This is a genomic window from uncultured Anaerobiospirillum sp., from assembly GCF_902485895.1.
Lineage (GTDB): Bacteria > Pseudomonadota > Gammaproteobacteria > Enterobacterales > Succinivibrionaceae > Anaerobiospirillum > Anaerobiospirillum succiniciproducens.
On the sequence record NZ_CABTML010000011.1, the window covers coordinates 47,836 to 73,083 of the forward strand.

The window sequence follows — 25,248 nt, forward strand, 5'->3', positions numbered from 1 at the left end:
GCCTAATGATATAAAAAGCATCTTTCACTCAAATTAACTTAAGTTGAGCCTGTATAGCAGATCAAGTCCAGTAATACATGTTTGAATATCATGTAAGCCTATGACAGCTAGTCCTATTGTTCGGCATTGTATGGGAATATAGCAGAGGGCAAAGTTCTAAAAACATCCGATGCTATAATGACCTATGCCTTGAGTGGCGATCTAGATTCTTTGCCATACAAGGAGCGCCTTACTAGCAGCACGGCCATCTAGCGTGAGCTTGAAAAGCTATGTGCATGGTTAGGCGATAATTGGTCAATGCGGAGCCGAGGCTATGCCAGGACAGGATGCACAATTTATAGCGACGCCACTGTCGAGCATCAATAGTGTTGCAACACAGACTATGGCTAAATTAGGTCGATTGGGCTTATCTAACATTTACGATTTGCTCATGAACCTACCTTTCCGCTATGAGGATCGCACCTATATTCGTTCAGTACAAAGCTCCCCTGAGGAGAATGTACCGTGCAATCTCTTGCTAACTATTACCTCAGCGCCACGTATCAAGCCAAAACTGACTGAGTTTTCTGCTCAAGATCATGAAGGCTCACATATCAAGATCATCTTCTTCCATGCAAGTAAGTATTTGCTACAAAAACTTACTGTAGGCACCACCGTACTTGCATGGGGTAGCGTACGTATGGACTTTTATGGACCATCACCAAAGTACGTCATTACCCACCCAGAAGTTACTTTTATTGATAGCTCCGAAATCGAGCTCCCTGCTAGACTCTCGCCGGTTTATCATTTAACTGCAGGCATTACTCAATACCGCTTACGTGAGCTTACCCATTTAGCCTTAACTCTGTTAGCACGCCACCCTCTTGAAGAGTATTTACCAACCATGCTCAATCCATACGGCATGGACTTAACTCGTGCTCTCATGATTACCCATAATCCTGAGCCTAGAGAGGATCATGGTTTAGTTCTACTTGAAGCACTGCCTAGCTATCAGCGTATTTGCTACGAAGAGCTCGTGGCTTATAAGCTGAGTATTCTTGAGCTTAAAGCTCGCCAAGTAAGCAAAGCAGCTAAGAGCGTTGAACTTAATACTAAAAGCCATGAAAAGCTCTTAAAGAGCCTGCCATTTACCCCAACTGATGCTCAAAGTCGTGTCTTTGATGAGATCATGGGTGACTGTAACAAGAACAAGGCAATGAGCCGCTTAGTTCACGGCGACGTAGGCTCGGGTAAAACCTTAGTTGCAGCTATGGTGATGGAGCAATTTGCGAGTGCCAATATGCAATGTGCTCTGCTTGCACCAACTGAGCTTTTGGCCAAACAACATCATCGCAAGATCTCTGAGCTTTTCGAGCCTATGGGCTTTGAAGTAGTCTGCGTGATTGGCTCTTTAAAGAAAAAAGAACGTGAGAGCGTCTTTGAAAAGGCTAAGTCAGGAAAGGCACTGATATTTGTTGGTACCCATGCGCTCTTCCAAAAGGACATAGTCTATAAGAACCTATCTTTAGTCATTGTCGATGAGCAACACCGCTTTGGTGTAGATCAACGTGAGGCCTTGCTCAACAAGTCTCCTGAAGAATACGCAGCCCATGAGCTGCTCATGACAGCTACCCCGATTCCACGTTCATTACAACAAGCCCTCTATTCAGATACTGATGTATCCACCATTGACGTGCTTCCAGCGGGTCGTACCCCAATTACCACAGCCATCATTGGTCAAGATCGCATCGAAGAAGTGGCCAATCGTCTCAACCATCACTGTCATGAGGGCAATCAGGCCTATTGGGTATGCCCATTAGTTGAAGAAAATGAGCTTTTAGATGCCACTTCAGCTAAGAAGCGTCACAAGGAGCTTACCGAGCTACTGCCAGATCTGAAAATTGGACTTCTGCACGCTCAAATGAGCGAGAAGCAAAAGAACGAGACCATGGAGGCATTCATCTCAGGAGAGATCAATATTCTCGTCGCTACTACAATTGTGGAAGTTGGCGTGGATGTGCCAAATGCCACTGTAATCGTAATTGAAAACGCCGATCGTCTAGGTCTTGCACAGCTCCATCAGCTACGTGGTCGTGTAGGCCGAGGCTCTAAACCATCGTTCTGTTTATTACTCCACCAAAACAATACTCCAGCTAAAGATAATGAGCGTCGTGAGCGCGGCATTAAGCGTCTTGAGATCATGCGTAGTACCACCAATGGTTTTGCTATCGCTAATCAAGATCTTTTAATGCGTGGTCCTGGTGAGTTCTTTGGCACTAATCAGGCTGGTAAAGAAAACTTCCGTTTTGCCGATCTCAATCGAGATTACGATCTGATTGAAAATGCCACTCGCGCAGCATCTGCGATTTTCAATAACGATCCTGAGACTGCAGGCAACCTTATCATGCGCTGGTTCCCGCAAGTCTTAGATCTCGAAAACGGCCCTCTATCAGGTAAGGCAAAAAAATAGCGCCCGCCCATAAGTACTATTTAGCCATGATTTAGGCATGTAGATCATGGCCCAAACTACACTGTCTTAACGATCTTCAAGCGCTAATGAAGAAAAATAAGCCCTGAACATAAGTTTTTGATCACATCGGGGCTTGCATTAGGTACACTGTAGCGAAAGTATTGCAAGGCAAAACAAGACTAGGCATTTTTGAATATCTGGTAATGCATTTTGCTTGTAATGTGGCATCTGTTAACAATCTACGGTGAATGAAGATGGTAGGCCTTTACCATAAAAGACGCGCTGAGCGTTCGCAAAGCAAAGTATTAAGCTGCATGATTCGCGCAGGCGCTGCTGCCGGTGCGTTCACTGTGGTTGGCTTTACCTTGGTCGCTATCTTCTTTAACGGTACAGCGATTAAAGGCCCTTTAGGCTCCTACCTGTCTAAGCAAACAGGTTTAGATGTCACTATTGAAGATGCCGAGTTCTCCCCTGTATACCCAGATGTTATCAAGCTCAACAACGTTAAGTTTGGCTCATCCACTGTAGGTGAGCTGTACCTTGAGTACGATATTAGCTCTGCTTTGTCTGATGATGAGCTGAAGATCAACGATATCTACATCAACGATCTTAAGCTAAGCAAGGAAGATCTCGCCGCGCTCTCCTCGTCAAAAGCAGGCTATAAGTCTATTCGCGCTAATGCCGTTCGCTTCCATCACACTCCAATCAATACTCGCTTTTTGAAGACCAAGGATGCGACCATTCGCTTAAACCAGGTCTCCTTTAGCGACAAAGAAGGTCTTACCTTCAGATCAGGCTCCTTAGCCTCAGAAAAACTTAGCCTCTTTAAAGAGCAAGCTAAGAGCTTTGTGGTGGATTTTGAACAAGCACCAGATGGCATGCGCCTTAATAACTTTAGCGTACAAATGTATGGTGGCATCATCTCAGGTAAAGGCATGTACAACCAAAGCATTGCCAATGCTAATAGCGCCAACGCCAATCAAGATCAAAAAGCTGATGGTACTAACGGCACGCCGCAGGTTATCACCGATATCAAGCTTGATGAGCTCAGTCTTGCCAATGTCATCATCTACTCAGGCCTCACTAGCCCAGAGAACATCACTTTGACATCACAAAGCACTGTCTTAACCGATGTCATTCTCTCTGATGATGCTCCATCTGCCCGTAAGAGCAAGCCTCATAGCTCAAAGAACACTAATAATTTAGCAGCAGCTAAAGCAGCTGAAGATGCGCAAAATGCTGCAGACAAAGGTGGCAAGCAAGGCGCTAAGCAAAGCCATACTCCAAAAGCCGATGATGTGAACTTGAGTACTTATATTGTCCAAGGTATCAATGGCAATATTGAAGATCTCAAGATCACCTCTAATGGCATGCAGGGCACCTTTAACGGTAGCGCTGATGAAATCTCAATGCCTAATTTGCAAACCACTATGGAGAGCAATGAGGTAAGTGCTACTTTCTCCAAAGATGCTTTTACCTTTAAGTTGCAAGGTAATGTCTATGAGGGACGCTATCTTGCACAAGGTGAGCTTGACCATAAGAACAAAGAGCTCAACTTAGAAAAGCTCCTCATGAAAAAGGCCAAGCTAGCAATCAACACCCCACGCTTAAAGTTCTTAAGTGCAGGTCTTAACGAATACACCTTTAACCTCAAGCATGCTGGCTTTGAGTCTTTGGAGTTTTTGTCATACTTAAACTCACTGCCAATGTCGATCCAATCCATCACTGGCACTGCTGATAATCTTTCTATAAAGGGTCAAGCACAACAAAAAGACCAAGATGAGTTCTATCGTCTGCTCTCTAGCGTATCTGTCCTTAAAGACAATGTCTTTGCCAACACTGAGGCTAAAAAGGACAGTCAGGATAGTGCTGATGCGGATAAGACCGCTGTAGATAATAAGGCGGCTACAGCTGATGCTGTTGCAAAGAGCGCCAATGCTGCCGCTATGGAGCTTGAGTTTAAGAACTTCTTATACTCCGATCTGCTAATTAGCAGCATGCACAGCAAGTGGCACTTAGATGCAGATAAACTCTTAATCGAAGTACCAAATGCCAAGTTCAAAGAATCATCTGCAGCAGCAGAGGCTCTCATTGCACTTAAGGCATTTGATAAGAGCCACCTTAAACTCAATGCTCCTGACTTTGAGAGTGCAGACTTAAACTCCAACTTAGTAAGCCACATGCTTACTGGCAGGATGGATGTAAACTTAAGCTTAGAGTCTAAAGCCCAAGCTAAGACCTTTGAGAGCCTCATCAATGAAGCTAAAGGTAAGCTTAATGTTAACTCTGATGCCATGCTCATCTCAGACTTTGGCTTAGACCTCATTAACGGTGGTAAAGACAAGAACTACGAGCTGTCCTATACCGAGCTGCTCACTGGTGTACAAGGCGCTGTTGCCGGTATCTCCGCTCTTAAGAGCACCACCACCTTTAATCAAGGTGTAGCTCAAAATACTACATCCATGGCTTTATCTACTGCCAACATGCGCTTATCAGTCAATGCAGACTATGAGCGTAATAAGATCTCAGGCAATAGCTTTTTCATCAGTCCTGCAAAGGATAGCTCTACTAAGGTAACCATCTTAGGTGATCTCGATGAACCACGCTTTGCAATTATCCCATTACGTCGTGGAGAGCAGCGCCCTGGTTTATATCTGCCTCAGTACGATGAGAACGCTAAGGCTAAAGAGCAGACTGATGCAGCTGCTGTCCTTAATGGCAAGGTAAAGATTGAAGAGCCGCAAAAGTCTGATGATGATAAGGACAAGATACAAGAAACTAGTCCAGATCCAAAGGCAAATAGCGCTGCAGACTCTAGCTCACTATCTGACAAATCAAGCAGTACTGACAAAAAAGAAGAGTTAAAGCCTCAAGAGGATAAATCTAATGAGGCTACTTCAAGGCAAGACAATAGCGATGAGAGCTCAAACTCATCAAATGATAGTACAGCGGAGGATGACAAGAGTGCTCAGCTAATAGATCAGGCAGCTAAGGATAAGAGCAAAGATGAAAAGCCTGGCGATAACAGCGCTCCTAAAACAGACAGCGCTCAAGAGCCAAAGGCAACACAAGATAGTAATGCCACTAAGTCAGATACTCAAGATGAAGGCAATACATCATCAGCTAAAGTGAGTGCCGATGGCTCTGAATCTTCAGACAAAGCTCCAGATAAAGAGACAGAAACCAGCACTGACCGAGATTTTGAAGCAACAGATAGTCAGGCCTCTGATAAGGACCAAGACTCTAGCGTCATAGCAAAAGATTCTTCAGCAAAAGACACTCCTGACTCCACTCAAGACGCCTCATCTTTATCAGGTGTTCCTACCGAAAACCTCTCCACTTCTCCTGCTCAAACCTCCTCAGATTCCGACCAAAAGTCCACCAAGACAAATACTGCTGTAATTAACTCTACCCAAACCAGCGCCCAAGCCAATGACGCAGACAGCACTACAGCCTCTCAAGACAAGGAAGAGACTAGTGCAGATGCTGCTAATGCTCAAGCCCAAGATACTAAGCCACAAAGCGATGCAGAGACTATAGCTACCGAGCCAAGTGAAGACAGTGCAAAGGCTGAAACTGTAGCTACAGTGCCAGGTGAAGACACTGCTAAGAAAGAGCCTGTGACTAGCGAGCCAAGTAAAGACAGTGCAAAGGCTGAAACTACAAGTGAGGCAAGTGAAGTAGCTAAGGACGAAGCCCAATCTAATAAGAGTGAGGCTGTAGCTGCTAGTGATAATAGTGCAGGAGGAGATGAGCCTAAGCAGACTGCCAATAAGAGCAATGAAGCAATAAGCGCTGAAGCTCGAGCTCAGGCAGATAAGACTGAGACCGATCTTCTCAAGAACGTACTTATAGACAGCTTTTTTGATAGCGAAGAGGGTGAAGAGGAGCTGATCTTCTAATTATCGACTTGCTAGACAAGGCCATGCTTAGAGCATGGCCTTGTACTTTTTAAGCTTTGGCAGGAGCGGGCGCTGTGTATCGTATGTTGGATATTGCCCGCTTGTAAGATTGGAAAAGAGTAGTGTTTAGATATGTAGCGTTGGTTTGCTATTTTTTATGCTCGACAGCGTTGTCGCGACGGACTGGAGATACATGAACCTTGATAGCTGAACGAGGAGCTGGCTCTTTTTCATAGGCAAGAGCATCGGAAATAATCTGCTCTGGCTTCTTAGTATCCTTACCCATAGTGTCAACGATGGAGTGAATCATTGATGGTACTTCTTTAGAGTGCTCAGAGCGAGCAATACCCAGAACAGCTGTAAGCTCAGCTCCTAAAAGCACCAGCCACCAGTTGATATAAATCCAAATCATCAGTACAGGCAGTGCTGCTAAAGCACCATAGATAGCTTCATAATCTGAGAAATTGATAATAAAGGCGGCAAATACACGCTTAGAGATTTCAAATAATAGAGCAACTACAGCGGCACTTAATAAAGCATCGCGTGATTTAACGCGAGCTACTGGCAAGACTGTATACAGAACAAAGATTAAGGCAGTTTGCACGAAGAAAGGCAGCACATATAAGACTGTGCGTACAGCTGTGGCCATCTCCATGTCCTGAAAAATCTGTAAAGCCACGATACTAGAGGTAGCCCAAACCGTAATACCCATAGCAAGAGGGCCCACTGTCAGCAAGGTCCAATAAATAGCGAAAGTAATGATCTTACGACGTTGTGACCCACGCCAAATACGGTTGATAGCCTTATCAATGGCTCGAATGAGCATCATACTGACGATAAACAGCACTAGAAGACCGGTTACCGTCATAGAGCCTGCATGATCTACAAACTTTTGCAGCGACCCCATGATAGCGTCGGCAAACACAGGAACAAAATTATCCTGAATAAAGCTCATCATTGATTCTTTGACTGGCTCAAAGGATGGAACCATAGCAAAGATTGACAAGATGATAGTTAATGCAGGAACTAACGCTAGTATTGAGGTATAAGAAAGCGACGCAGCTTCAATACCAATACCATCACGTTTGATACGCCGTATAAAATACTTGATAAGCTCCAACATTTACTCACTCCAGCTTAATGATTGTTCTGTATCTTAATTATCTAAGCCCAATCTTGGGCCAGTAATCTGTAATTGTATTCGATCTTGATAATTGTGTATGTGCTTGGATGCAATCTGCAAGCCTTATATATTTTAGTGGCTTTCTATAGTCGATTTAGAGCACAAGTGTTGCTGTGAGGCCTGCCTCTTATGATAAAGGCTTGCAATTAGAGTGAACCTCTTGCTAACAAAGATGATGTTTATCGTATTGATGACAGTTAACTCTAGTAAAAAGAGAAATTTTAAAATGCACACCGTTCTAGAGATTTTTGCGCTAAAATAGCGGGGCCGTTTTTTCAAGCTTACAAGTAACAAAGCGCGAAAGAGATCGCAAAATTGACTTTAGGTGCAGATTCGACACTGATAGATATGTCAGCTGAGCCTTAGCTAGAGACTATGCTCTTAGCTTAAAGTTTAGTTTTCTATGCACGTAAGAACAGTATTATCTTTTAGCTAACATCATTTCTTTTGTTCCTAAGGTAACGCCTTAGCAATCTTTCAGACCATGATAAGCATGCTAAAGATCCTGTCCCTTACAGTGCGCTACAGAGATGTTCTAGGCTCTGGTTCTTGTAGATTTTAAATGCACTGCCAAGTGCAGTTCATGCTCTTAAATACCCGTATAGCTCGGTATTCCACAATAGGTATTTCTCCATGGATGTTCAAAAGATCCGTAACATTGCCATCATTGCCCACGTTGATCATGGCAAGACTACTCTCGTAGACAAGTTATTGCGTCAATCAGGCACCCTTGATCGTAATGAAAGCGCTCAAGAGCGTGTGATGGACTCAAATGCCATTGAAAAAGAGCGTGGCATTACCATCCTTTCTAAGAATACCGCCATCAACTGGCAGGACTACCGCATCAACATCGTTGACACCCCAGGACACGCAGACTTTGGTGGTGAGGTTGAGCGCGTTATGTCCATGGTTGACTCAGTACTGCTGCTCGTTGACGCTGTAGATGGCCCAATGCCACAAACCCGCTTCGTAACTCAGAAGGCTTTTGCTCGTGGTCTGCGCCCAATCGTTGTAATTAACAAGTGCGATCGTCCAGGTGCACGTCCTGACTGGGTTATCGATCAGGTATTCGATCTGTTCGACAACTTAGGTGCAACCGATGAGCAGCTCGACTTCCCTGTTATTTATGCATCCGCATTATCAGGCTGGGCTTCTTTAGATCCAGAGAACCATGGCGACACCATGGAGCCTTTATTCAATGCCATCATTGAAAAGGTAAGCCCACCACAGGCTGATCCAGCAGGTCAGCTGCAAATGCAGATCTCCTCATTAGACTTCACCTCATACGTCGGTGTTATCGGTGTTGGTCGTATCACCCGTGGTAGCGTTAAGACCAATCAGCCTGTAACCATCGTTGGTGCTGATGGCTCCACCCGTCAAGGTAAGATAGGTCAGGTTTTAGGTTACTTAGGTCTGCACCGTTCTGAAGTAGCTGAGGCTGGTGCTGGCGACATTATCGCTATTACTGGTTTAGGCGAGCTTAAGATTTCTGACACCATTTGCTCTCCACAAGCTGTTGAGGCCCTGCCTCCTTTATCTGTTGACGAGCCAACTGTGTCCATGACATTCTGTGTTAACACCTCACCATTTGCAGGTAAGGAAGGCAAGTTTGTTACTTCACGTAACATTGAAGAGCGCTTACGTACTGAACTGGTACACAACGTAGCTCTGCGCGTTGAGAACACTGATGACGCTGACAAGTTCCGTGTATCAGGCCGTGGTGAGCTGCACTTATCTGTTTTAATTGAGCAGATGCGTCGTGAGGGCTACGAGCTTGGCGTATCCCGTCCTGAAGTTATTCTTCACAAGGATGAGAACGGCAAGACCTTAGAGCCATACGAGGTATTAACCTTAGACCTCGAAGAAGGCGACCAGGGTGGTGTAATGGAAGAGCTCGGCCGTCGTAAGGGTGAGCTTAAGAACATGAGCCCAGATGGTAAGGGCCGTGTACGTTTAGACTACCGCATCCCAGCTCGTGGTCTTATCGGCTTCCAGAGCTTATACATGACCTTAACCTCTGGTACTGGTCTTATGTACCACACATTCGACAGCTATGACGAGTATGTAGGTGGTTCTATCGGTGAGCGTGCTAACGGTGTTCTGATTTCTAACGACACTGGTAAGGCCGTTCCATACGCTTTATGGTTCTTACAAGAGCGTGGCCGTCTGTTCGTAGACGCAGGTGAAGAGGTTTACGAGGGTCAGGTTATCGGTCTGCACGTTCGCTCCAACGACTTAACCGTTAACTGCTTAAAGACCAAGAAGCTCACCAACGTTCGTGCAGCAGGTTCCGATGACAACATCATCTTAACTCCTGCTGTTCACATGAGCTTAGAGCAGGCATTAGAGTTCATTAACGAGGACGAGCTCGTTGAGGTTACTCCTAAGTCCATCCGTATCCGTAAGAAGTTCTTATCTGAGCTTGAGCGTGTACGTGCATTCCGTGCAGCTGGCGGTAAGGCTGAGAAGTAATCTCCCTTAACACAAAGCATCTTAGCTATCTCTAGCTAAGACACTTGCTCTAAAAAGCCCTCGCAAGTCTTACTTGCGGGGGCTTTTTTGTTTTGGTGCGATGTAGAGTGACAATGCTCACCTTTGGATCTAATGTTAAGAAATGGCTCTTCAATGTAGAAACATGTGCTTTCAATCGCCCTACATGAGTGCATGCAAAATATACCTCAAAGCAGCTTACTATTCTATATTTGGCTTATAATTAAGGAATTACAGTATTTTTTCAATTTTTTCTGCCAAAACACGTGTTCCTTTATGGTGAAATACGCGATGTGCCAAGCACTATATATGTGCAAATGAGAGATTTATACCATTTTTAAACATAGGCGCTCTAAAATGGATCACAAATCAATGGCATATCACACTTTTTTTCTGTCAATGCACTGTAGAGTATCACTATTAGTTTGACACAAACTTACTGTGTAATGCTGTTGCTCTGTTTTTACTCATTAGCGCGCTTAAGTAGTAGTGCTTAAGCATAAGAAAGCCCTAAAGTTGAGCATTCTTATCTTGTTAGTGGGTTTTAGAACATCTTACTTTACTCAACTTACTTCATCTATGACATTAGATATAGTTGGGCTAAAGATAATATATGGACACTACATTTTGCAGTGTACATACAATAATTAAAGATGCTCAGTACTAACTACTGTGCCCCATTTTGAGTGCTCGTAGTTTAGGTACTACATAAGGACATTGGTTAACTTGAGTAAGTGCTAGCGTAAATCTCCATTAGTTATAAGAGATACGGGTACTTTCTCAGTTGGCAAACTCAAGATACATGGGACGTTATATCCCCAAAGAGCATATTAGAGCTTAAGGCCTGTGTCTCGTAGACCAAATGAAGCTATAAGTACCAGGCTAAGGCGCTACCTAATTTAGGTAATGGCCATTCGATCATAAAAAGATCCCTTGGTTAAGGCCTCATAAGCGAGTCTTAAGTTAGCTCAAATGCTTAAAGCAAACAGTATCACATTGTTCTATTGGATTTACTTTAGGCCTTTGTCAGGCTCAACTAAAGGTAGCTGCCATGCAATGCGACTCTAAAACCATTATCGAGAGTATCTCCACCTCAATATTGGTGATCGACTCTCAGTTAAAGGTTGCTTATGCCAACACTGCGGCCGAGCAGTTGTTTTCCATGTCTCGTACCAAGCTGCAGGGAATTAAGCTGCTTGATCTTATTGATAGCAATGAGAAGAGCTTGATTGAGTCCCTTCAGAACGCGAATTCACCATCTTTTCAAGGATTCACTGCTACTGATATCACTTTCACCCCAGAACACCAAAATCGCTTCCATGCCGACGTGTATATCTCACCATATACCGGCAGAGCACGTGGTCTGATGGTAGAAATCCACCGTCTTGATTATCAGCAAAAACTCAATGATGACCTGCAGCGCCGCAATCAACATATTGCAGCCCGCGATCTCATTAGAAACCTTGCTCATGAGATCAAGAACCCATTAGGTGGCATCCGTGGCGCAGCACAGCTTCTAGAGATGACCTACTCTAAAGACAATGATCTTAAGGAGTACACCAAGGTCATCATTGAGCAGTCAGACCGTCTTAAGGCATTAGTAGATCGTCTATTAGGCCCACAGCGACCAAATCCTCGCACCATGGCTAACATCCACTATGTCATTGAGAAAGTGCTGTCTTTAGAAAGCATGGCCACTAAGGGCACATGCCGCTTTGAAAAAGATTACGACCCATCGCTGCCAGAGCTGCTACTTGATGTAGACGCCATGCAGCAGGTCATGATTAACATCATTAGTAATGCCGTACAGGCATTAACTGAGGCCAATACTGTCTATCCGTCAGTTAAGATCCGCACCCGCGCATTAATGGGAGCTTTAGTCAATGGCATTAAGTATTCAATGTCCATTGAGGTTGCCATTATCGATAACGGTCCTGGTATCCCGCCTCAGATTAAGGACATGTTGTTCTACCCAATGATTACCTCCCGTTCTGAGGGACATGGATTAGGTTTATCCATTGCTCAGAATATTGTGGAGCATCATCGCGGCACTATTGAGTGCGAAAGCGAACCAGGGTGCACCGTGTTCAAGATCATTCTGCCTATTACCAATGACAACAATAACGCCAGTCAGCCTATGCACTCTGGTGTGATTCACAATTTGATGAAGTAAGCATTCATTGAAGTTGTCACAAAAGACCACCACTTAGTGGTCCTAGGCAAGGATAAACAATAGCTTTAGATTTTTGACTAAAGCTATTGATAACAAAGATTTCATTAGGCCACTGTCTCTTTAGGAAAGCTTTTACTAGCTTTGCATAATGCAGCGGCTAACAACGACTACCAAAAGGTAGCTTGCGACCTATTTAGATTGCTTGTACTTGCTCTTATTGGCCGTACTCTGGGACGCACTACCTTAGGCTTAGGCCATAGCGTTTTACCACCCTTTAAGGGATGGCAACGATTCTTTGCACATAGTGCAATAAGTTTATCGTAGCCAAACTTGTAATACCGTAGGTGACGCCTTAGCCGCAGACAACACAGCTTGAGGTTATTATGGATCCGCTAATTTGGGTTATTGATGACGATGACTCCATCCGCTTCGTCTTCGATCGCGCTCTTGATGTCAACCAAATCAATCACCGTCTCTTTAGCAACGGTATTGAGGCTCTCGAGGCTCTTAAAAATGAGATTCCTGATGTAATCGTATCTGACATTAACATGCCAGGCGGTATCGATGGCTTATCTTTAATTAAGAGAGTCCATGAAGTCGATCCAAACATCCCATTCATCATCATTACCGCTAACTCTGACTTAAGCGCCGCTATCGATTCTTATGAGCACGGTTCTTTTGAGTACCTGCCTAAGCCATTTGATATTGAGCAGGCAGTTAAGGTTATCAGACGTGCTGCTGTACACCGTGTTAATCAGACCCGTAAGAAGGAAGAGAACCCAGCTCCTGCAACTGAGGGCGAGGATGTCGAGATTATCGGTAAGAGCCCTGCCATGCAGGAGGTATTCAAGTTCATCGGCCGTTTATCTAAGACTGATGTACCTGTATTCATCTTTGGCGAGAGCGGCACTGGCCGTGAAATCGTAGCTCAGGCACTGCACAACCACTCAGAGCGCTGCGATAAGGGTCGCTTTGTTTCTGTGAACATATCATCACTGCCTCAAGAGACTGTTGAGCATGAGCTGTTCTCTAATGACAATGGTGCTGTATGTGCTATTGAGCGAGCTAACAACGGTACTCTGTTCATCAATGAAATTGGTGACATGCCAATGGATGCACAGACTCGCTTAGTTACCGTTATTCGCGATCATGAGTATATGCCACTTGGCTTTAGCGCCACCCGTAAGGCTGATGTACGTGTGATTGCCTCTAGCTCTCACAACTTAGAAGAGTTAGTTAAAAACGGTAAGTTCCGTGCAGATCTGTACTACCGCCTCAATGTCATTCACATCAATATGCCACCACTGCGTGAGCGTAACAATGACATCCCAATGCTCGCTAAGCACTTCTTAGCCCAGGCCGCCCTTGAAAACAATCAAGAGCCTAAAAAGCTAACCTCTGAGGTATTAGTTTTCTTATGCCGTCAGCCATGGCCAGGCAACGTAAGACAGCTTAAGAACCTGTGTAAGTACTTAACCATCATGGTTACCGGTCGTGATATTCAGATGACCGACCTGCCATCAGAGTTTATGCAGGCTCGCAATCAGCAAGCTAAGATTACTACCTCCATCACTGGTACTTCTAAGGAACCTACCTCATGGCAAGAGCAGCTTAGAAATTGGGTAGATGGTCGTCTTCGCGCTGGTGAGCATGACATTCTTTCTGAGGCTACCCCTGAGTTTGAGCGTGTCATGTTAGAGGCTGCTTTAGCCTTTACTAGCAACCACAAGCAAGAGTCAGCTAAGCTCTTAGGTTGGGGCCGTAACACCCTGACCCGTAAGCTCAAAGAGCTCAACATCAATAGCTAAGCATCTTAAATCTCAGCCCATCGCCTAGCGATAAGCTGATTTGAGACTTGTATCTGACAACGTCCGTCATGCCTTGCAGCGCGGACGTTGTCGCTTTTCAGCAGTCCTGAATGCAAGTACTCCACATCTTAGTGCCCCTCATCGCAAGGCAATCGAACCGAAGCTCCCTGCATAGCAAGGCAATCAAGCCTAAGCTCCCTACATCGCAAGGCAATCGCACCTAAACGCCAATCATGGCACTACAGCGCATCATGTGGCACTTCTTAGCAAGGCTATCGCCTTGTAGCGCCCGCACTGATGGAGTAAGCATAAGGCTATCTTAGTTAAGACCATGCCTTTTCACAAAAGACATATCCTTATACCCCTCTGACAATTAAAATAGGTAGATAATCTGTAGCATCTGTCAACTAGCGTAGTTGCCAAGCTCATGTACAAGCCACTTTGGCTAACATATTACACAGATGCCTAGCTAGTCACTTGTCATAAACTTGTATTAATCGGCGTCATAAACTTGTATTTGTGCCATTTTTCGTTAGAATGTGGCCATAGATTGTTATATCTAGTAAATACTTTTCGATCCTGTATCTATGCAGTTTCTGTAAGTTTGCTGCACAATAATCTCTAATGAGTCAGCGATGACTCAGATAGCGGATACAGCACATGCCGCCTCTATGCCAAACAAGCATCAAGTGAGTTCTTTTAGATAAGATTACTATTAGGCGTGTGATACGACAGGTCTCTTCTGTCATAGGGTTTTGTAAGCTTATAAGCTTGATTTTGTGAGACAGCCAGTTAAATGTTAATTTCAAAGCATCAGGTTATCACCTGCGACGACATCCTCTTATCCTTATGTGATAGTGTTACCGAAGTTTTAAGTTCTGCTACCGGTGATAAGGTTTCTTTCACCCCAATGATCCAGAAGATCAACAACACCACCTTACGTCCAGATATCGGTACTTTTGTTCTGTTCACTGGCACCTTCTCTGGCATGGTGGTTTTAAACTTCAGCAAAGAGACTGCAATGGAGTTATATAGCTCCTACATGAAGCGCATGGGCTTAGGTGATGCAGACTTAGTTAAGAACTACACCTCTGATGAAGTTTCTAACACCTTAGGCGAGCTCATGAATCAGATGGTTGGTAACTTCACTGCCAAGATGAGCACCTCCTTAAATGGTCACATCAATCAGTCACAGCCTAAGATGTTAGCCCTGCCTCACCAGGTTGAGATTAACATCAACATGACCTTAGACCACCCAGAGGTTTCTCGTATTACCTTCTTCACCGAGTCTAACAACGCTTTCTACCTTGAGCTTGCTATGGACCACACCGAGTTCAAGCTTGTTCGCGATCTTGATCCTAAGGAGCGTGAGTTAACTCCTGAGGAGATCATGGCTCAGGCTGGTATCGTTTAAGATACCCACCTTTAGATAAGCTAAAGCCTCAAGCACAGCTTTAAACGCTGTACAGCAAGGCACTTATCTTTTAGCTTGAGACCACAGCAGTCTTAAGCATTATCGACAACGCCGCACTTTAGCGGCGTTGTTCGTTTTTGCACGCTATAATCTATAGCCATTGCATCGCTATGCTTGCTTTGTAGCATCTTGTCTTTGATAAGCTATTTTTGCTTTGTTGCGATGTTTTTACCCAAAATGGGCTCGAAAAGCGTATACTTATGCGATTTTTCTAGTTTTCTAAGTTTTCAGGAGTAAGGCTATGGCTGAAGAAGCCCTCGATTTTAGAAAGACTCGCTTTATCACCAGTGCCCCTGATATAAAGCATTTACCAAAGGATCTTGGTGTTGAGATCGCCTTTGCTGGCCGCTCCAACTCCGGCAAGTCCTCTGCTATCAATGCTATTTGCGATCAAAAGCACTTAGCCAAAACCTCACGTACCCCAGGACGAACCCGTCTTATCAACCTCTTCCAAGTTGCGCCAGGTCGTACCTTAGTTGATCTGCCAGGCTATGGCTATGCTGCAGTGTCTCGCTCCATGAAGATCGAGTGGCAAAAGTCCATGTCTGAGTACCTACAAAAGCGTCAGGCTTTACGTGGTCTCGTAGTCACTATGGATATTCGTCATCCACTTAAAGATCACGACCGCTTAGTGATTGACTGGTCTATTGCAGCCAACATTCCTGCGCTGATTTTGCTAACTAAGGCAGACAAGCTTGGAGTTAACCGCCGTAAAGAGGCAGTTGGTGAGGTTAAGCACCTGTTATCTGAGTTTGGTGGCAACTTCACTGTAGTTGCATTCTCTGCTTGGGAAAAGATCGGTCTTGATGAGATCCACTCCATCCTCAACAACTGGTTTACGATCCTTTATGATCCTGAGGAAATGGCTGAAGCTTCTGCTGATGCTGCCGATGGTGAGTAATTGACCTTTTCAGTTAAGCAGATCTTAAAATAGCTGCTAGCTTACAAGTGCATGCTCAATAAGCATGCATCTTAAAAACGCAGGCTACTCATTCAAGAGCAATCTTAGCTACACTAAAGCTATTTTTATAACCGCTCTTTTGTTTCTTAATTCCTATCTTGGATGTAACGTTATGGCACAAGGAACTCTCTTCATCGTATCCGCTCCAAGCGGTGCTGGTAAGTCTTCTCTTATCAATGCTCTGTTAAAGAAGTTCAATACTGACGACTCAATGCGTCTGTCCATCTCTCACACTACCCGTGAACCACGCCCAGGTGAGGTTGATCATGAGAGCTATCACTTTGTATCCGTAGAGGAATTTGAATCCCTCATTGATCGCGGTGCTTTTTTTGAGCATGCTAAGGTGTTTGATAACTACTACGGCACCTCCAAAGAGATCGTGATGGATTGGATCAATGATGGAAAAGACGTGTTCTTTGACATCGACTGGCAGGGAGCCCGTCTTATCAAAGAGCAGATGCCTCAGGCAGTTAAGATCTTTATCATGCCGCCATCATTAAACACCTTACAAGAGCGTCTTATTAAGCGCGGTCAGGATACTCCTGAGGTGATTCGTAAGCGTATGGCTAAGGCCATGTCAGAGATCTCTCATTATGATGAGTACGACTACGTAATCATCAATGATGACTTTGATGAGAGCTTAATCAATCTGCGCAGCATTATTCTGAGCAAGCGTTGCAGCCTTAACAATGTTCAGACTAATAATAAAGAGCTCTTTGAAGATATGAAGCGTCAGGAGCAAGAATACGAAGCAGCTTGGATGCCTTGTGCTAGCGCATTCCAAGAAGCTTTTGCCAAGGCTAAGGCTGAGGCTGCCGAAAAAGAAGCTACTAGCAAGTAATAACAAAGAGCAAGTTCTTGCTCTTTTACGCCCATAGCTATGGTCTTTCGTGTTTCAAGGGGCTGTATTTAATATGCCCTTACGATAAGATCGCTATGGACCATGATCTGATCGCATCAGTAATGCACTTTTAGGTAGAATTTTTGTTAAAATAGAGAGCTTTGTGCATAATAGTGATTAATATGCACTTAGCACGCTATATGCGTTAATACCCAGAATTCATATAACTGCATTAGAGAACATAGGCCCACTACGGTTTTTTTAAGCTGATTAGCCATAGGAAAAACCGCTCGTTGCAGTTTATGCCTTGAAGATCAAAAGCACTTAGCTTTTGTCTCTCACCTAGCTTATTAAGCTAGCCCAACAAGGCACTGTGTGCCCGATCTACGATACTCATTACGTGCAGTACATGCGCCTATGCATGCTCCTTGATATATCGATTTGATGAGTTTTCAGTTGCCCTTAGCAGCTTAACGTAGAGCATTGGCACTAAAAGATTTTTGTTGATTCACTGTCTGATCATTGCGATTAGACGCATCAGTTGAGGTAATCATCATGGCTAGAGTTACAGTTGAAGATGCTGTGGCTAAAGTTGGCAACCGCTTTGACTTAGTTCTCATTGCTGCACGTCGTGCTCGTCAGATTTCAATGAACGGCAGCAAGCCTTTAGTAGATGAGGAAAAGGATAAGCCTACCGTTATCGCTCTGCGCGAGATCGAGGCTGGCTTAATCTCTGAGGACTTCCTCGACAAGCAGGATCGTAAGGACTTCATGCGTGATAGCAGCGTTTTACCTGCTGATAACGAGTTCGCTCCTATCGACGGCGTTGAGATGTTTAACTAAGCATTAATGCTTTATTGATAGGCTTGTTTTTTTACTGCTAGTGAACTTCTAATGTAGCTAACTTTATCCTCAAGCCTATTTTTATCACTGCAAGATCACAGCTGTGCTCATGTAAATGAGCTTATGGCTCTATACAAGTAAGCTTATTAAATGAGTGAAGGCTTAAACATATACATGGTGTTTAGAGCTAACTTGTCTGACAATAACAAAATGCTTAAGTGCATCTTTCTTGTATGACAGCATTGCAATGGTGCAAAGATCATAAGATCTCTGTGCAGCGTAGATGCTTATATTTTTCAGTGATACTTTCTAAGCCAAGTGCAAACTATTAAGGATCTATGCATAAGAAAACATGTAGTTTTCGATGTTAGATGCCTTATGTTTCACTGTGGTGACGTTTTAAAAAAGAACCGATTTACTTGATGTTAAACACATTGAGTATCGGTTTTTTTCGTTTTGAGAGGTTGTGAAATCCAAAACGGGACATTGCAAAGCCATTGTCATCTGTTTTTGTAGTACACTTGAATGTCATATAGTGTTAAAACACCCACGATCATTAGTTTATATCTTAGACCCATCTAAGAATCTTGATGGCCATAAGCTATGGTGGTGACAACGACCTCATTACATACGTAAAACACTTAATCTTAATGCCTTGCAACTAAAGCTTAGACTCATATGCTTTAAAGCTCATCGTTGCTAATTTCTCTTAGCTAGTGTTTACGTAACTTAGTATCAGGATCTTCAGGCAACTTGTTGGCATTGGTAAGGAGAATATATGGATAGCAAGACTGATATGCAATCTTCACATTCAGCTCCCCTTGCCGCATCGTCAGACAGTAAGGCATCTGTAGAGGGTATGTTACGTACTAACACCTCTCCTACAGGTCGTAATACTATGACTGGCTCATTATCTGTAGTCAGCACTGGCCCTGTAAGCACTGCCATTACTGCCACTAGTCCAACTGCCTTATTGCATCAAGCATTCTTAGGCACTACTGCCTCTGATTTACAAGATTCTGTCGATGTTGATATCGACAACATCGTCCCGCTTAAAAAGCAAGGCAAGCTCAACTCTATGAGCGTTAATGCCCGTGATAATGGTGGCTTTAACGAAAGCATGGAGCTCTCTGAGCAGATCGCTCAGGACATGGCCAATCAGGTTAACCATATCCCTGCTGAGCCAAGTGCTGATGCTGTTGCCTCTGTAAACTTCCATTACTATCTTCCTTTGCATAATCTTGCATCCTCTTATCTATCAGCCGAAGCTATGGAAATGGTAGATAAGGCTTTCGTGATTGCAGATAAGGCACACGCCCCACAAAAGCGTGCCTCAGGTGAACCTTACATTATTCACCCGATCGCTGTAGCAACAATCATTGCGCAAATGCACTTAGATAAAGAGTCCATTGCAGCGGCCTTATTACACGATACCGTTGAGGATACATGCGTTACTCCAGAGGACATCAAACGTGAGTTTGGTGATGTGGTTGAAGATCTGGTAAACGGTGTAACTAAGCTCGATAAACTGCGCTTCCATGACTATCGTGAAGCTCAAGTTGAGAACTTTAGAAAGATGATCCTCGCGATGACTCGAGATATTCGTGTCATCTTGATCAAACTGGCTGACCGTACCCACAATATGAGAACCCTTGGTTCTCTGCGTCCAGATAAGCGCAAGCGTATTGCGCGTGAAACCTTAGAGATTTTTGCCCCTATTGCTAATCGTCTGGGTATTTCAGATATCAAGATTGAGCTTGAAGAGCTTGGTATTGCTGCTTTATATCCAATGCGATACCGCGTACTTAAAGCCGCTGTAACCAGAGCTCGTAACAATAGAAAGGAAGTTATCAACAATATCCTTGAGTCTATCAACAAGCGTCTTAACGAAGTTGGTATTGAGGCTCGAGTCTTAGGACGTGAAAAGCGTATCTACTCCATTTACAAGAAGATGGTGAAAAAGGAGCTGCAGTTCCGTGAGATCATGGACGTCTATGCATTCCGCGTCATCTTAAAGGATGTAGATACTTGTTACCGCGTCTTAGGTCAGATGCATAATCTGTATAAGCCACGCCCTTCAGGTTTTAAAGACTATATTGCCATTCCAAAGATCAATGGCTATCAGTCACTGCACACCTCTTTAGTCGGTCCTCATGGTGTGCCTATCGAAATTCAGATCCGTACTGAATTTATGGATCAGATGGCTGCACGAGGCGTAGCAGCTCACTGGTCATATAAAGAAAACGGCTCCGAACCTACTTCTACTACAGCGCAAAAGAATGCTCAGCAGTGGATTAAAAACATCATTGATCTGCAGCAAAGCGCCTCTAACTCCATGGAGTTTATTGAAGCGGTAAAGACAGACCTCTTCCCAGACTCCATCTTCGTCTTTACTCCAGATGGCAAGATTTTCGATCTGCCAGCTGGCTCAACTCCAGTGGACTTTGCCTACGCACTGCATACCGACATTGGCCAGCACTGTATCGGTGCTCGCGTCAACCATCGTATGTTCCCACTGAGCCGTCCGCTGCAATCTGGTCAGTCTGTAGAGATCATTACCTCACAAAATGCTGAGCCAAGTGCTATGTGGCTCACTTCTGTAGTGACTCCTCGCGCCCGCTCCAAGATCAGACAGTACTTAAAGGGACTCAAGCGCCAAGAGTGTGTCCTGATTGGTCGTCGTCTCATGCAGAATGTGCTTAAGGATGTGCATTTAGATGATATTCCTCAAGAGGTAATGAATGTAGTTCTTAAGGAATTCAAGCAGCCAGATCTCAACAGCCTTCTTATTGATGTGGCTTTAGGTAACATCCTTGCGGTGGTTGTAGCCAATAAGTTCAAGTCAGATCAATCTGACTCCGATAGCGGCAAGCCAATCTTAGGTACTGGAGGTCTTCCATATACCTTTGCTCAGTGCTGTATGCCTATTCCTGGTGATGAGATCATTGGCCACATTACGGCAAAGGGCCTCGTGATCCATAATGCCAATTGCTCTAACGTACGTGATGCAAACAAGGATCCTGAGAAGTTCATCAAGGTTGAATGGGATACCGTGGTTACCGCCAACCTCGACTTCCAAACCGGTCTGCGTATTGAGCTTGAAAACCGCCAAGGCATCTTAAGCGAGATCTCAAATGCTGTAGATATTGCAGGATCACAGATTGATGCCATTAACTCCGAGACTAAGGACGACGGCACCTACCTTATCAATCTCACTGTTACCGTACGCGATCGTTTACACCTTGCTGGCATCATGCGCCGCATCAAGACCGTACCTAACATCAAGAAGATCGCCCGTCGCCGCTAATACCCCCTTATATCCTCGCTGCAGCACCACAGCTGCAGGTACTTAGCTGCAGGTACTTAGCTGCAGGTGCTTAGCTGCAGCACCACAGCTACAGGTACTTAGCTGTAGCACTCTAGCTGCAGCTAAATCGCTGCAGCCATACAGTGCTGCTAACTTCCTTAGTTAAGATCATTGCTTTGTGAAAGATAAAAGAACGATCAATTCGATATAGTGATTGCTTTTAAGCCTAAAGATCGCGGCCGTGGGTTTATCTTTTGCTCTAATGTATGTGAACGGGGCTTAGCTTTTGCTATTTCTTTGCTAGATCATGCCTATTGCTATAGCGCAATTGTGCATTTTGCATTACATTAGATGATGTAAGCTCATGCAACTAATGCATGCTTACACCTTAAGCTATTTTTAGTTGTTGCAGCACTGCAGATTGCTTCGTTACCACACTATCTTTTTTATAAAAGATCGTGCTTATATAATCTGCACTTGCTCGTATGCACGACAGCGTCCATGGATTCATCGCCATGGTCGCAAGGGACGTGTTCTCAGGACTTAACGAGGAGAGGGACCATGATCAATTTTCAAAACATTGGCAGTGAAGCTTTTTTATCCGAAAACCTCTCAGAGATCGAGAAGTTTTATGAGACTGATATCAAGCATCACAGAATCCATGCATCAGGTAATCTCTTCTTAAGTGCCATCGAGCTCCCTGCTCCTGAAGGTACTAGCGGCGTATCTGCCGATGATTCTTCTAATACCTTAGTTATCATTGCAGGACGTGCGGAAAGCGAGCATAAATATGCTGAGCTCTTATACAGCCTCAAGGATACTGGTATCCGCGTGATCGTGGCTTTTGTACGTGGTCAAGGTAAGTCTACTCCAGTGCTCTATGACTCCAACAAATGCCATGTTGAGCGCTTCTTACACTACCGTGCTGACTTTGAGAATATCTTAAGCTACTTAGACGTAGGCCCTAACTTCAAGCTTTTAGGCTTCTCTTTAGGTGGTCTGATTGCTCTTGAGTTCTGCTTCAACACCAATTACCCACACAAGCCAAAGTCTTTAGTACTGATTGCTCCTTTCCTTGGCATCAACTTCTTACTGCCTCCAAAGGTGGTCTATCCTATCTTAAAGACCCTGTGTAACTTCAGACCTTTTGCTCTGTCCTACACTCCTTTTGGCAAAGAGTATGAGCGTATTCCTTTTGAAGAGAACATTCACTCTCACAGCCAATTACGCTACAAGCTCTATCATGACTACTATGTCAAAAACCCAGAGTTAGCTCTTGCAGGACCTACCTACAAGTTTGTCCGTTGCTGTATGCAAGCTCAGCTGCGTTTAAACCGTATCAAGTGCAACTTTGATTTCCCAACTCTGTGCATGTCAGCTGGCGCAGATATGGTTGTTTCCACTACTGCAGCTAAGGAGTTCTGCGAGCATCATAAGAATGATCGTGTACCACCTAAGTTTGAGATCATCCCTCATGCTTACCACGACATCCTGAATGAGGCAGATAACTACCGTAACCCATCCTTGATTAAGGCTTTAAACTTCCTGTTCAATGGCACAACTGAGCCTGATGCAGAGGCCTTAATGGCACATACTCAATCAGAGCCTTTAGACGCTCCAGTTGAGTCTTAGCTACCTTGATAGCTCGTCTTAATACTATTTTGCTGTTAATTGCTCTAGCTTGCTTGCAATAGAGCCTCTACGAGCTAGCAACCCTTTTTAAAAAGGCCTGAAAGTGATATTTTCAGGCCTTTTTGTTTGTTTGAGAGTACAATCTAATCGGTGAAGATAACTCTAGTTGCTGTGCACATACGATAACTTTTGTCCCTTTGTGCAAATAGGCAAACCTAAGCTTGCTGATATAATCAGCTCTTTAGGAAAAGCAGCTATCGTGCTTAGACCTCAATACCCATAACCGGAGATACAAAATGTCAGATACAATAGAAGTTGATAACAGAATCCCTGTAAACATCATCACCGGTTTCCTTGGTAGCGGTAAAACCACCCTGCTAAACCAATGGGTCAACACCGAAGAGTTTAAAGACACTTTAGTGCTCATCAATGAATTTGGCGACGTTGGCTTAGACCACGAGCTCGTACAGGCTGTCGACGATACAGTTGTACTGCTTGGCTCCGGCTGTATTTGCTGCACCTTACAAGGTGAATTAGTTCAGTCTTTAGCTACTAACTTCATCAAGGCTCAAGAAGGTGATATTCCAAAGTTCAATCGTGTTCTGATTGAAACTACCGGTCTTGCCGATCCATCAGGTGTAATCGGCACCATCAATAACGATGAGTTCTGCATGGAGACTTTCCGCTACGACGGTACTATCACCGTGCTTGATGGTCAGTTTGTTCGTGAGCAGCTGCAAAAGCAGTATGAAGCAGTAAAGCAGATTGCGCTTGCAGATATCATTTTAGTCTCTAAGACTGACCTTATCGATGCCGATGAGATTGAGGCTATTAGTGAGGTAGCACGCTCTATCAATGGTTCTGCCCCAATCCACCCTATGATTAAGGGCCACATTACCCCTAAGATCATCCACGAAATTGGCCCGTACAAGGCTTTTGAAAACAAGGATGCATCCGAGGTCAAAGCTTGGCTCGACATTAAGGCACCTGCTCCAGGTTCCAATTTAGCCTCCCCAATTCGTCCTGCTGAGGCTAAATTTGATGCTGCAGTAGCTAAGCCAAAGATCATTGCTCACACCAATATCGAAAGTTTTGCTATCGAACGCGATAAGCCTATTAACTCACTGACTTTACTTGCTGCTGTTAACTTAGTGCAGCAACAGTATGGCGACTCTATTCTGCGTCTTAAGGGTATCTTAGATATCGAAGGCCAGGATAAGCCTGTCATTATCCACGGTGTACAAGGTCAGCTCTATCCAGTGGCTCAGCTTGATTCATGGCCAGAGGGTAAGAAGACCTCTAAGCTCGTATTCATCGTACGTGCTACCGTGATTGAGCAGATCAAGCACATCTTCACTCAGGCTATAGACAATCCTGATGAGTCCACTATCGACTACTACCGTCAGATCATCAATGCTGCTGACAGTGGCTATGTTGAAGAGGAAATAGACTTAAGCGATACCTATTCTGACAAGTAGACTAAAGGCCTCAATTAGCCGCTACTAGAGCTCTATGAGCGCCCTAACAGGCTTGCTCTATGGTGCAGCCAAACAGTCTAGCTATATGTGCAGCCAAACAGTCTAGCTCTATGTGCAGCCTAAGCAGCACTAGGCAAAAAAAACGCGCTATGCTCTTTCGAGGATAGCGCGTTTTTTAACAAAACTTTAGAGAAACTTGCTTTCATCATCTGCCTAACACTTAATTAGGCATGGACGGGCTCAAAAGAGCCTTAGCTACGCTACAGCCAAGTTGCTATAGCATTATTGGTAATCTTTGATTAGCGCACTGCGATGCAATCGATAAGCACCTTTGCACCTTTTGGTAAACGGCTAACTTCTACACAGCAGCGTGCTGGATAAGGCGGAATGAAGTAACGCTTATAAACGCTGTTAACGGTATCAAAATCGTCCATATTAGTGATGAAAACCGTGGTCTTAACCACGTTATCCATGTGCAGACCTGCAGCTTCTAAAAGATGCTTAATGTTAATTAAACAGCGGGCAGCTTGCTCAATAACAGTCTCCGGCATGGAGCCATTTTCATCAATAGGAAGTTGACCTGAAAGGTATATAGTTCCATTAGCGTCTAAAGCACAGCTATAAGGACCAATAGCTGGCGGAGCCTTATCAGATTTTACAGGCTTGAACTTAGTTGACATATCACTCCTTAACAGGTGCAACACCTT

General features: G+C 44.3%; 14 protein-coding genes. 12 read left to right on the top strand and 2 right to left on the bottom strand.

The features are described from left to right. Positions 1 to 313: 313 nt before the first annotated feature. Positions 314 to 2,449 (top strand): ATP-dependent DNA helicase RecG, encoded by a 2,136-nt coding sequence (locus RDO37_RS01140; RefSeq protein WP_308497829.1) that lies wholly within the window; start codon positions 314 to 316, stop codon positions 2,447 to 2,449. Between the two features lie 254 nt (positions 2,450 to 2,703). Continuing rightward, on the top strand, positions 2,704 to 6,351 hold the full coding sequence (locus RDO37_RS01145) for a hypothetical protein (protein WP_308497830.1): 3,648 nt from the start codon (positions 2,704 to 2,706) through the stop codon (positions 6,349 to 6,351). Between the two features lie 148 nt (positions 6,352 to 6,499). Here RDO37_RS01145 and RDO37_RS01150 read toward each other — a convergent pair whose 3' ends face one another. Next, complete coding sequence (locus RDO37_RS01150; protein ID WP_308497831.1) at positions 6,500 to 7,474, bottom strand: YihY family inner membrane protein; 975 nt, start codon at positions 7,472 to 7,474, stop codon at positions 6,500 to 6,502. Between the two features lie 693 nt (positions 7,475 to 8,167). On the opposite strand from RDO37_RS01150, the gene typA reads away from it, so the two are divergent. The 10 genes from typA to RDO37_RS01200 all read left to right on the top strand — a co-directional run bounded on the left by typA (position 8,168) and on the right by RDO37_RS01200 (position 24,541). Then, positions 8,168 to 10,006 carry a translational GTPase TypA gene (typA, locus tag RDO37_RS01155; protein ID WP_027939567.1) on the top strand — a complete coding sequence of 613 codons (1,839 nt, stop codon included), beginning with the start codon at positions 8,168 to 8,170 and terminating at the stop codon, positions 10,004 to 10,006. A gap of 1,069 nt (positions 10,007 to 11,075) precedes the next feature. Then, on the top strand, positions 11,076 to 12,197 hold the full coding sequence (gene glnL, locus RDO37_RS01160; RefSeq protein ID WP_281710213.1) for a nitrogen regulation protein NR(II): 1,122 nt from the start codon (positions 11,076 to 11,078) through the stop codon (positions 12,195 to 12,197). A gap of 383 nt (positions 12,198 to 12,580) precedes the next feature. Further along, complete coding sequence (locus RDO37_RS01165) at positions 12,581 to 14,005, top strand: sigma 54-interacting transcriptional regulator (protein ID WP_308497832.1); 1,425 nt, start codon at positions 12,581 to 12,583, stop codon at positions 14,003 to 14,005. Between the two features lie 796 nt (positions 14,006 to 14,801). Next, on the top strand, positions 14,802 to 15,419 hold the full coding sequence (locus tag RDO37_RS01170; RefSeq protein WP_052338937.1) for a DUF3334 family protein: 618 nt from the start codon (positions 14,802 to 14,804) through the stop codon (positions 15,417 to 15,419). A gap of 301 nt (positions 15,420 to 15,720) precedes the next feature. Further along, on the top strand, positions 15,721 to 16,380 hold the full coding sequence (gene yihA, locus RDO37_RS01175; RefSeq protein ID WP_027939565.1) for a ribosome biogenesis GTP-binding protein YihA/YsxC: 660 nt from the start codon (positions 15,721 to 15,723) through the stop codon (positions 16,378 to 16,380). 172 nt (positions 16,381 to 16,552) lie between these two features. Further along, positions 16,553 to 17,281 (top strand): guanylate kinase, encoded by a 729-nt coding sequence (gene gmk, locus RDO37_RS01180; protein WP_084281678.1) that lies wholly within the window; start codon positions 16,553 to 16,555, stop codon positions 17,279 to 17,281. Between the two features lie 555 nt (positions 17,282 to 17,836). Further along, positions 17,837 to 18,124 carry a DNA-directed RNA polymerase subunit omega gene (rpoZ, locus tag RDO37_RS01185; RefSeq protein ID WP_027939564.1) on the top strand — a complete coding sequence of 96 codons (288 nt, stop codon included), beginning with the start codon at positions 17,837 to 17,839 and terminating at the stop codon, positions 18,122 to 18,124. A gap of 778 nt (positions 18,125 to 18,902) precedes the next feature. Further along, positions 18,903 to 21,431, top strand: coding sequence for a bifunctional GTP diphosphokinase/guanosine-3',5'-bis pyrophosphate 3'-pyrophosphohydrolase (spoT, locus tag RDO37_RS01190; protein ID WP_245580445.1), 2,529 nt, complete (start codon positions 18,903 to 18,905; stop codon positions 21,429 to 21,431). Positions 21,432 to 21,992: 561 nt separating this feature from the next. Next, complete coding sequence (locus RDO37_RS01195; protein ID WP_308497833.1) at positions 21,993 to 23,063, top strand: alpha/beta fold hydrolase; 1,071 nt, start codon at positions 21,993 to 21,995, stop codon at positions 23,061 to 23,063. A gap of 296 nt (positions 23,064 to 23,359) precedes the next feature. Continuing rightward, positions 23,360 to 24,541 carry a GTP-binding protein gene (locus RDO37_RS01200; protein ID WP_044121597.1) on the top strand — a complete coding sequence of 394 codons (1,182 nt, stop codon included), beginning with the start codon at positions 23,360 to 23,362 and terminating at the stop codon, positions 24,539 to 24,541. Between the two features lie 299 nt (positions 24,542 to 24,840). Here the strand turns inward: RDO37_RS01200 and RDO37_RS01205 are convergent, their stop codons facing one another. Further along, positions 24,841 to 25,221 carry a RidA family protein gene (locus RDO37_RS01205; protein WP_308497834.1) on the bottom strand — a complete coding sequence of 127 codons (381 nt, stop codon included), beginning with the start codon at positions 25,219 to 25,221 and terminating at the stop codon, positions 24,841 to 24,843. Positions 25,222 to 25,248: the final 27 nt, after the last annotated feature.

Coding starts and splice junctions, on each gene's coding strand:
- RDO37_RS01140 (WP_308497829.1), top strand. CDS start 314: ATGCCAGGACAGGATGCACAATTTATAGCGACGCCACTGTCGAGCATC.
- RDO37_RS01145 (WP_308497830.1), top strand. CDS start 2,704: ATGGTAGGCCTTTACCATAAAAGACGCGCTGAGCGTTCGCAAAGCAAA.
- RDO37_RS01150 (WP_308497831.1), bottom strand. CDS start 7,474: ATGTTGGAGCTTATCAAGTATTTTATACGGCGTATCAAACGTGATGGT.
- typA (WP_027939567.1), top strand. CDS start 8,168: ATGGATGTTCAAAAGATCCGTAACATTGCCATCATTGCCCACGTTGAT.
- glnL (WP_281710213.1), top strand. CDS start 11,076: ATGCAATGCGACTCTAAAACCATTATCGAGAGTATCTCCACCTCAATA.
- RDO37_RS01165 (WP_308497832.1), top strand. CDS start 12,581: ATGGATCCGCTAATTTGGGTTATTGATGACGATGACTCCATCCGCTTC.
- RDO37_RS01170 (WP_052338937.1), top strand. CDS start 14,802: ATGTTAATTTCAAAGCATCAGGTTATCACCTGCGACGACATCCTCTTA.
- yihA (WP_027939565.1), top strand. CDS start 15,721: ATGGCTGAAGAAGCCCTCGATTTTAGAAAGACTCGCTTTATCACCAGT.
- gmk (WP_084281678.1), top strand. CDS start 16,553: ATGGCACAAGGAACTCTCTTCATCGTATCCGCTCCAAGCGGTGCTGGT.
- rpoZ (WP_027939564.1), top strand. CDS start 17,837: ATGGCTAGAGTTACAGTTGAAGATGCTGTGGCTAAAGTTGGCAACCGC.
- spoT (WP_245580445.1), top strand. CDS start 18,903: ATGGATAGCAAGACTGATATGCAATCTTCACATTCAGCTCCCCTTGCC.
- RDO37_RS01195 (WP_308497833.1), top strand. CDS start 21,993: ATGATCAATTTTCAAAACATTGGCAGTGAAGCTTTTTTATCCGAAAAC.
- RDO37_RS01200 (WP_044121597.1), top strand. CDS start 23,360: ATGTCAGATACAATAGAAGTTGATAACAGAATCCCTGTAAACATCATC.
- RDO37_RS01205 (WP_308497834.1), bottom strand. CDS start 25,221: ATGTCAACTAAGTTCAAGCCTGTAAAATCTGATAAGGCTCCGCCAGCT.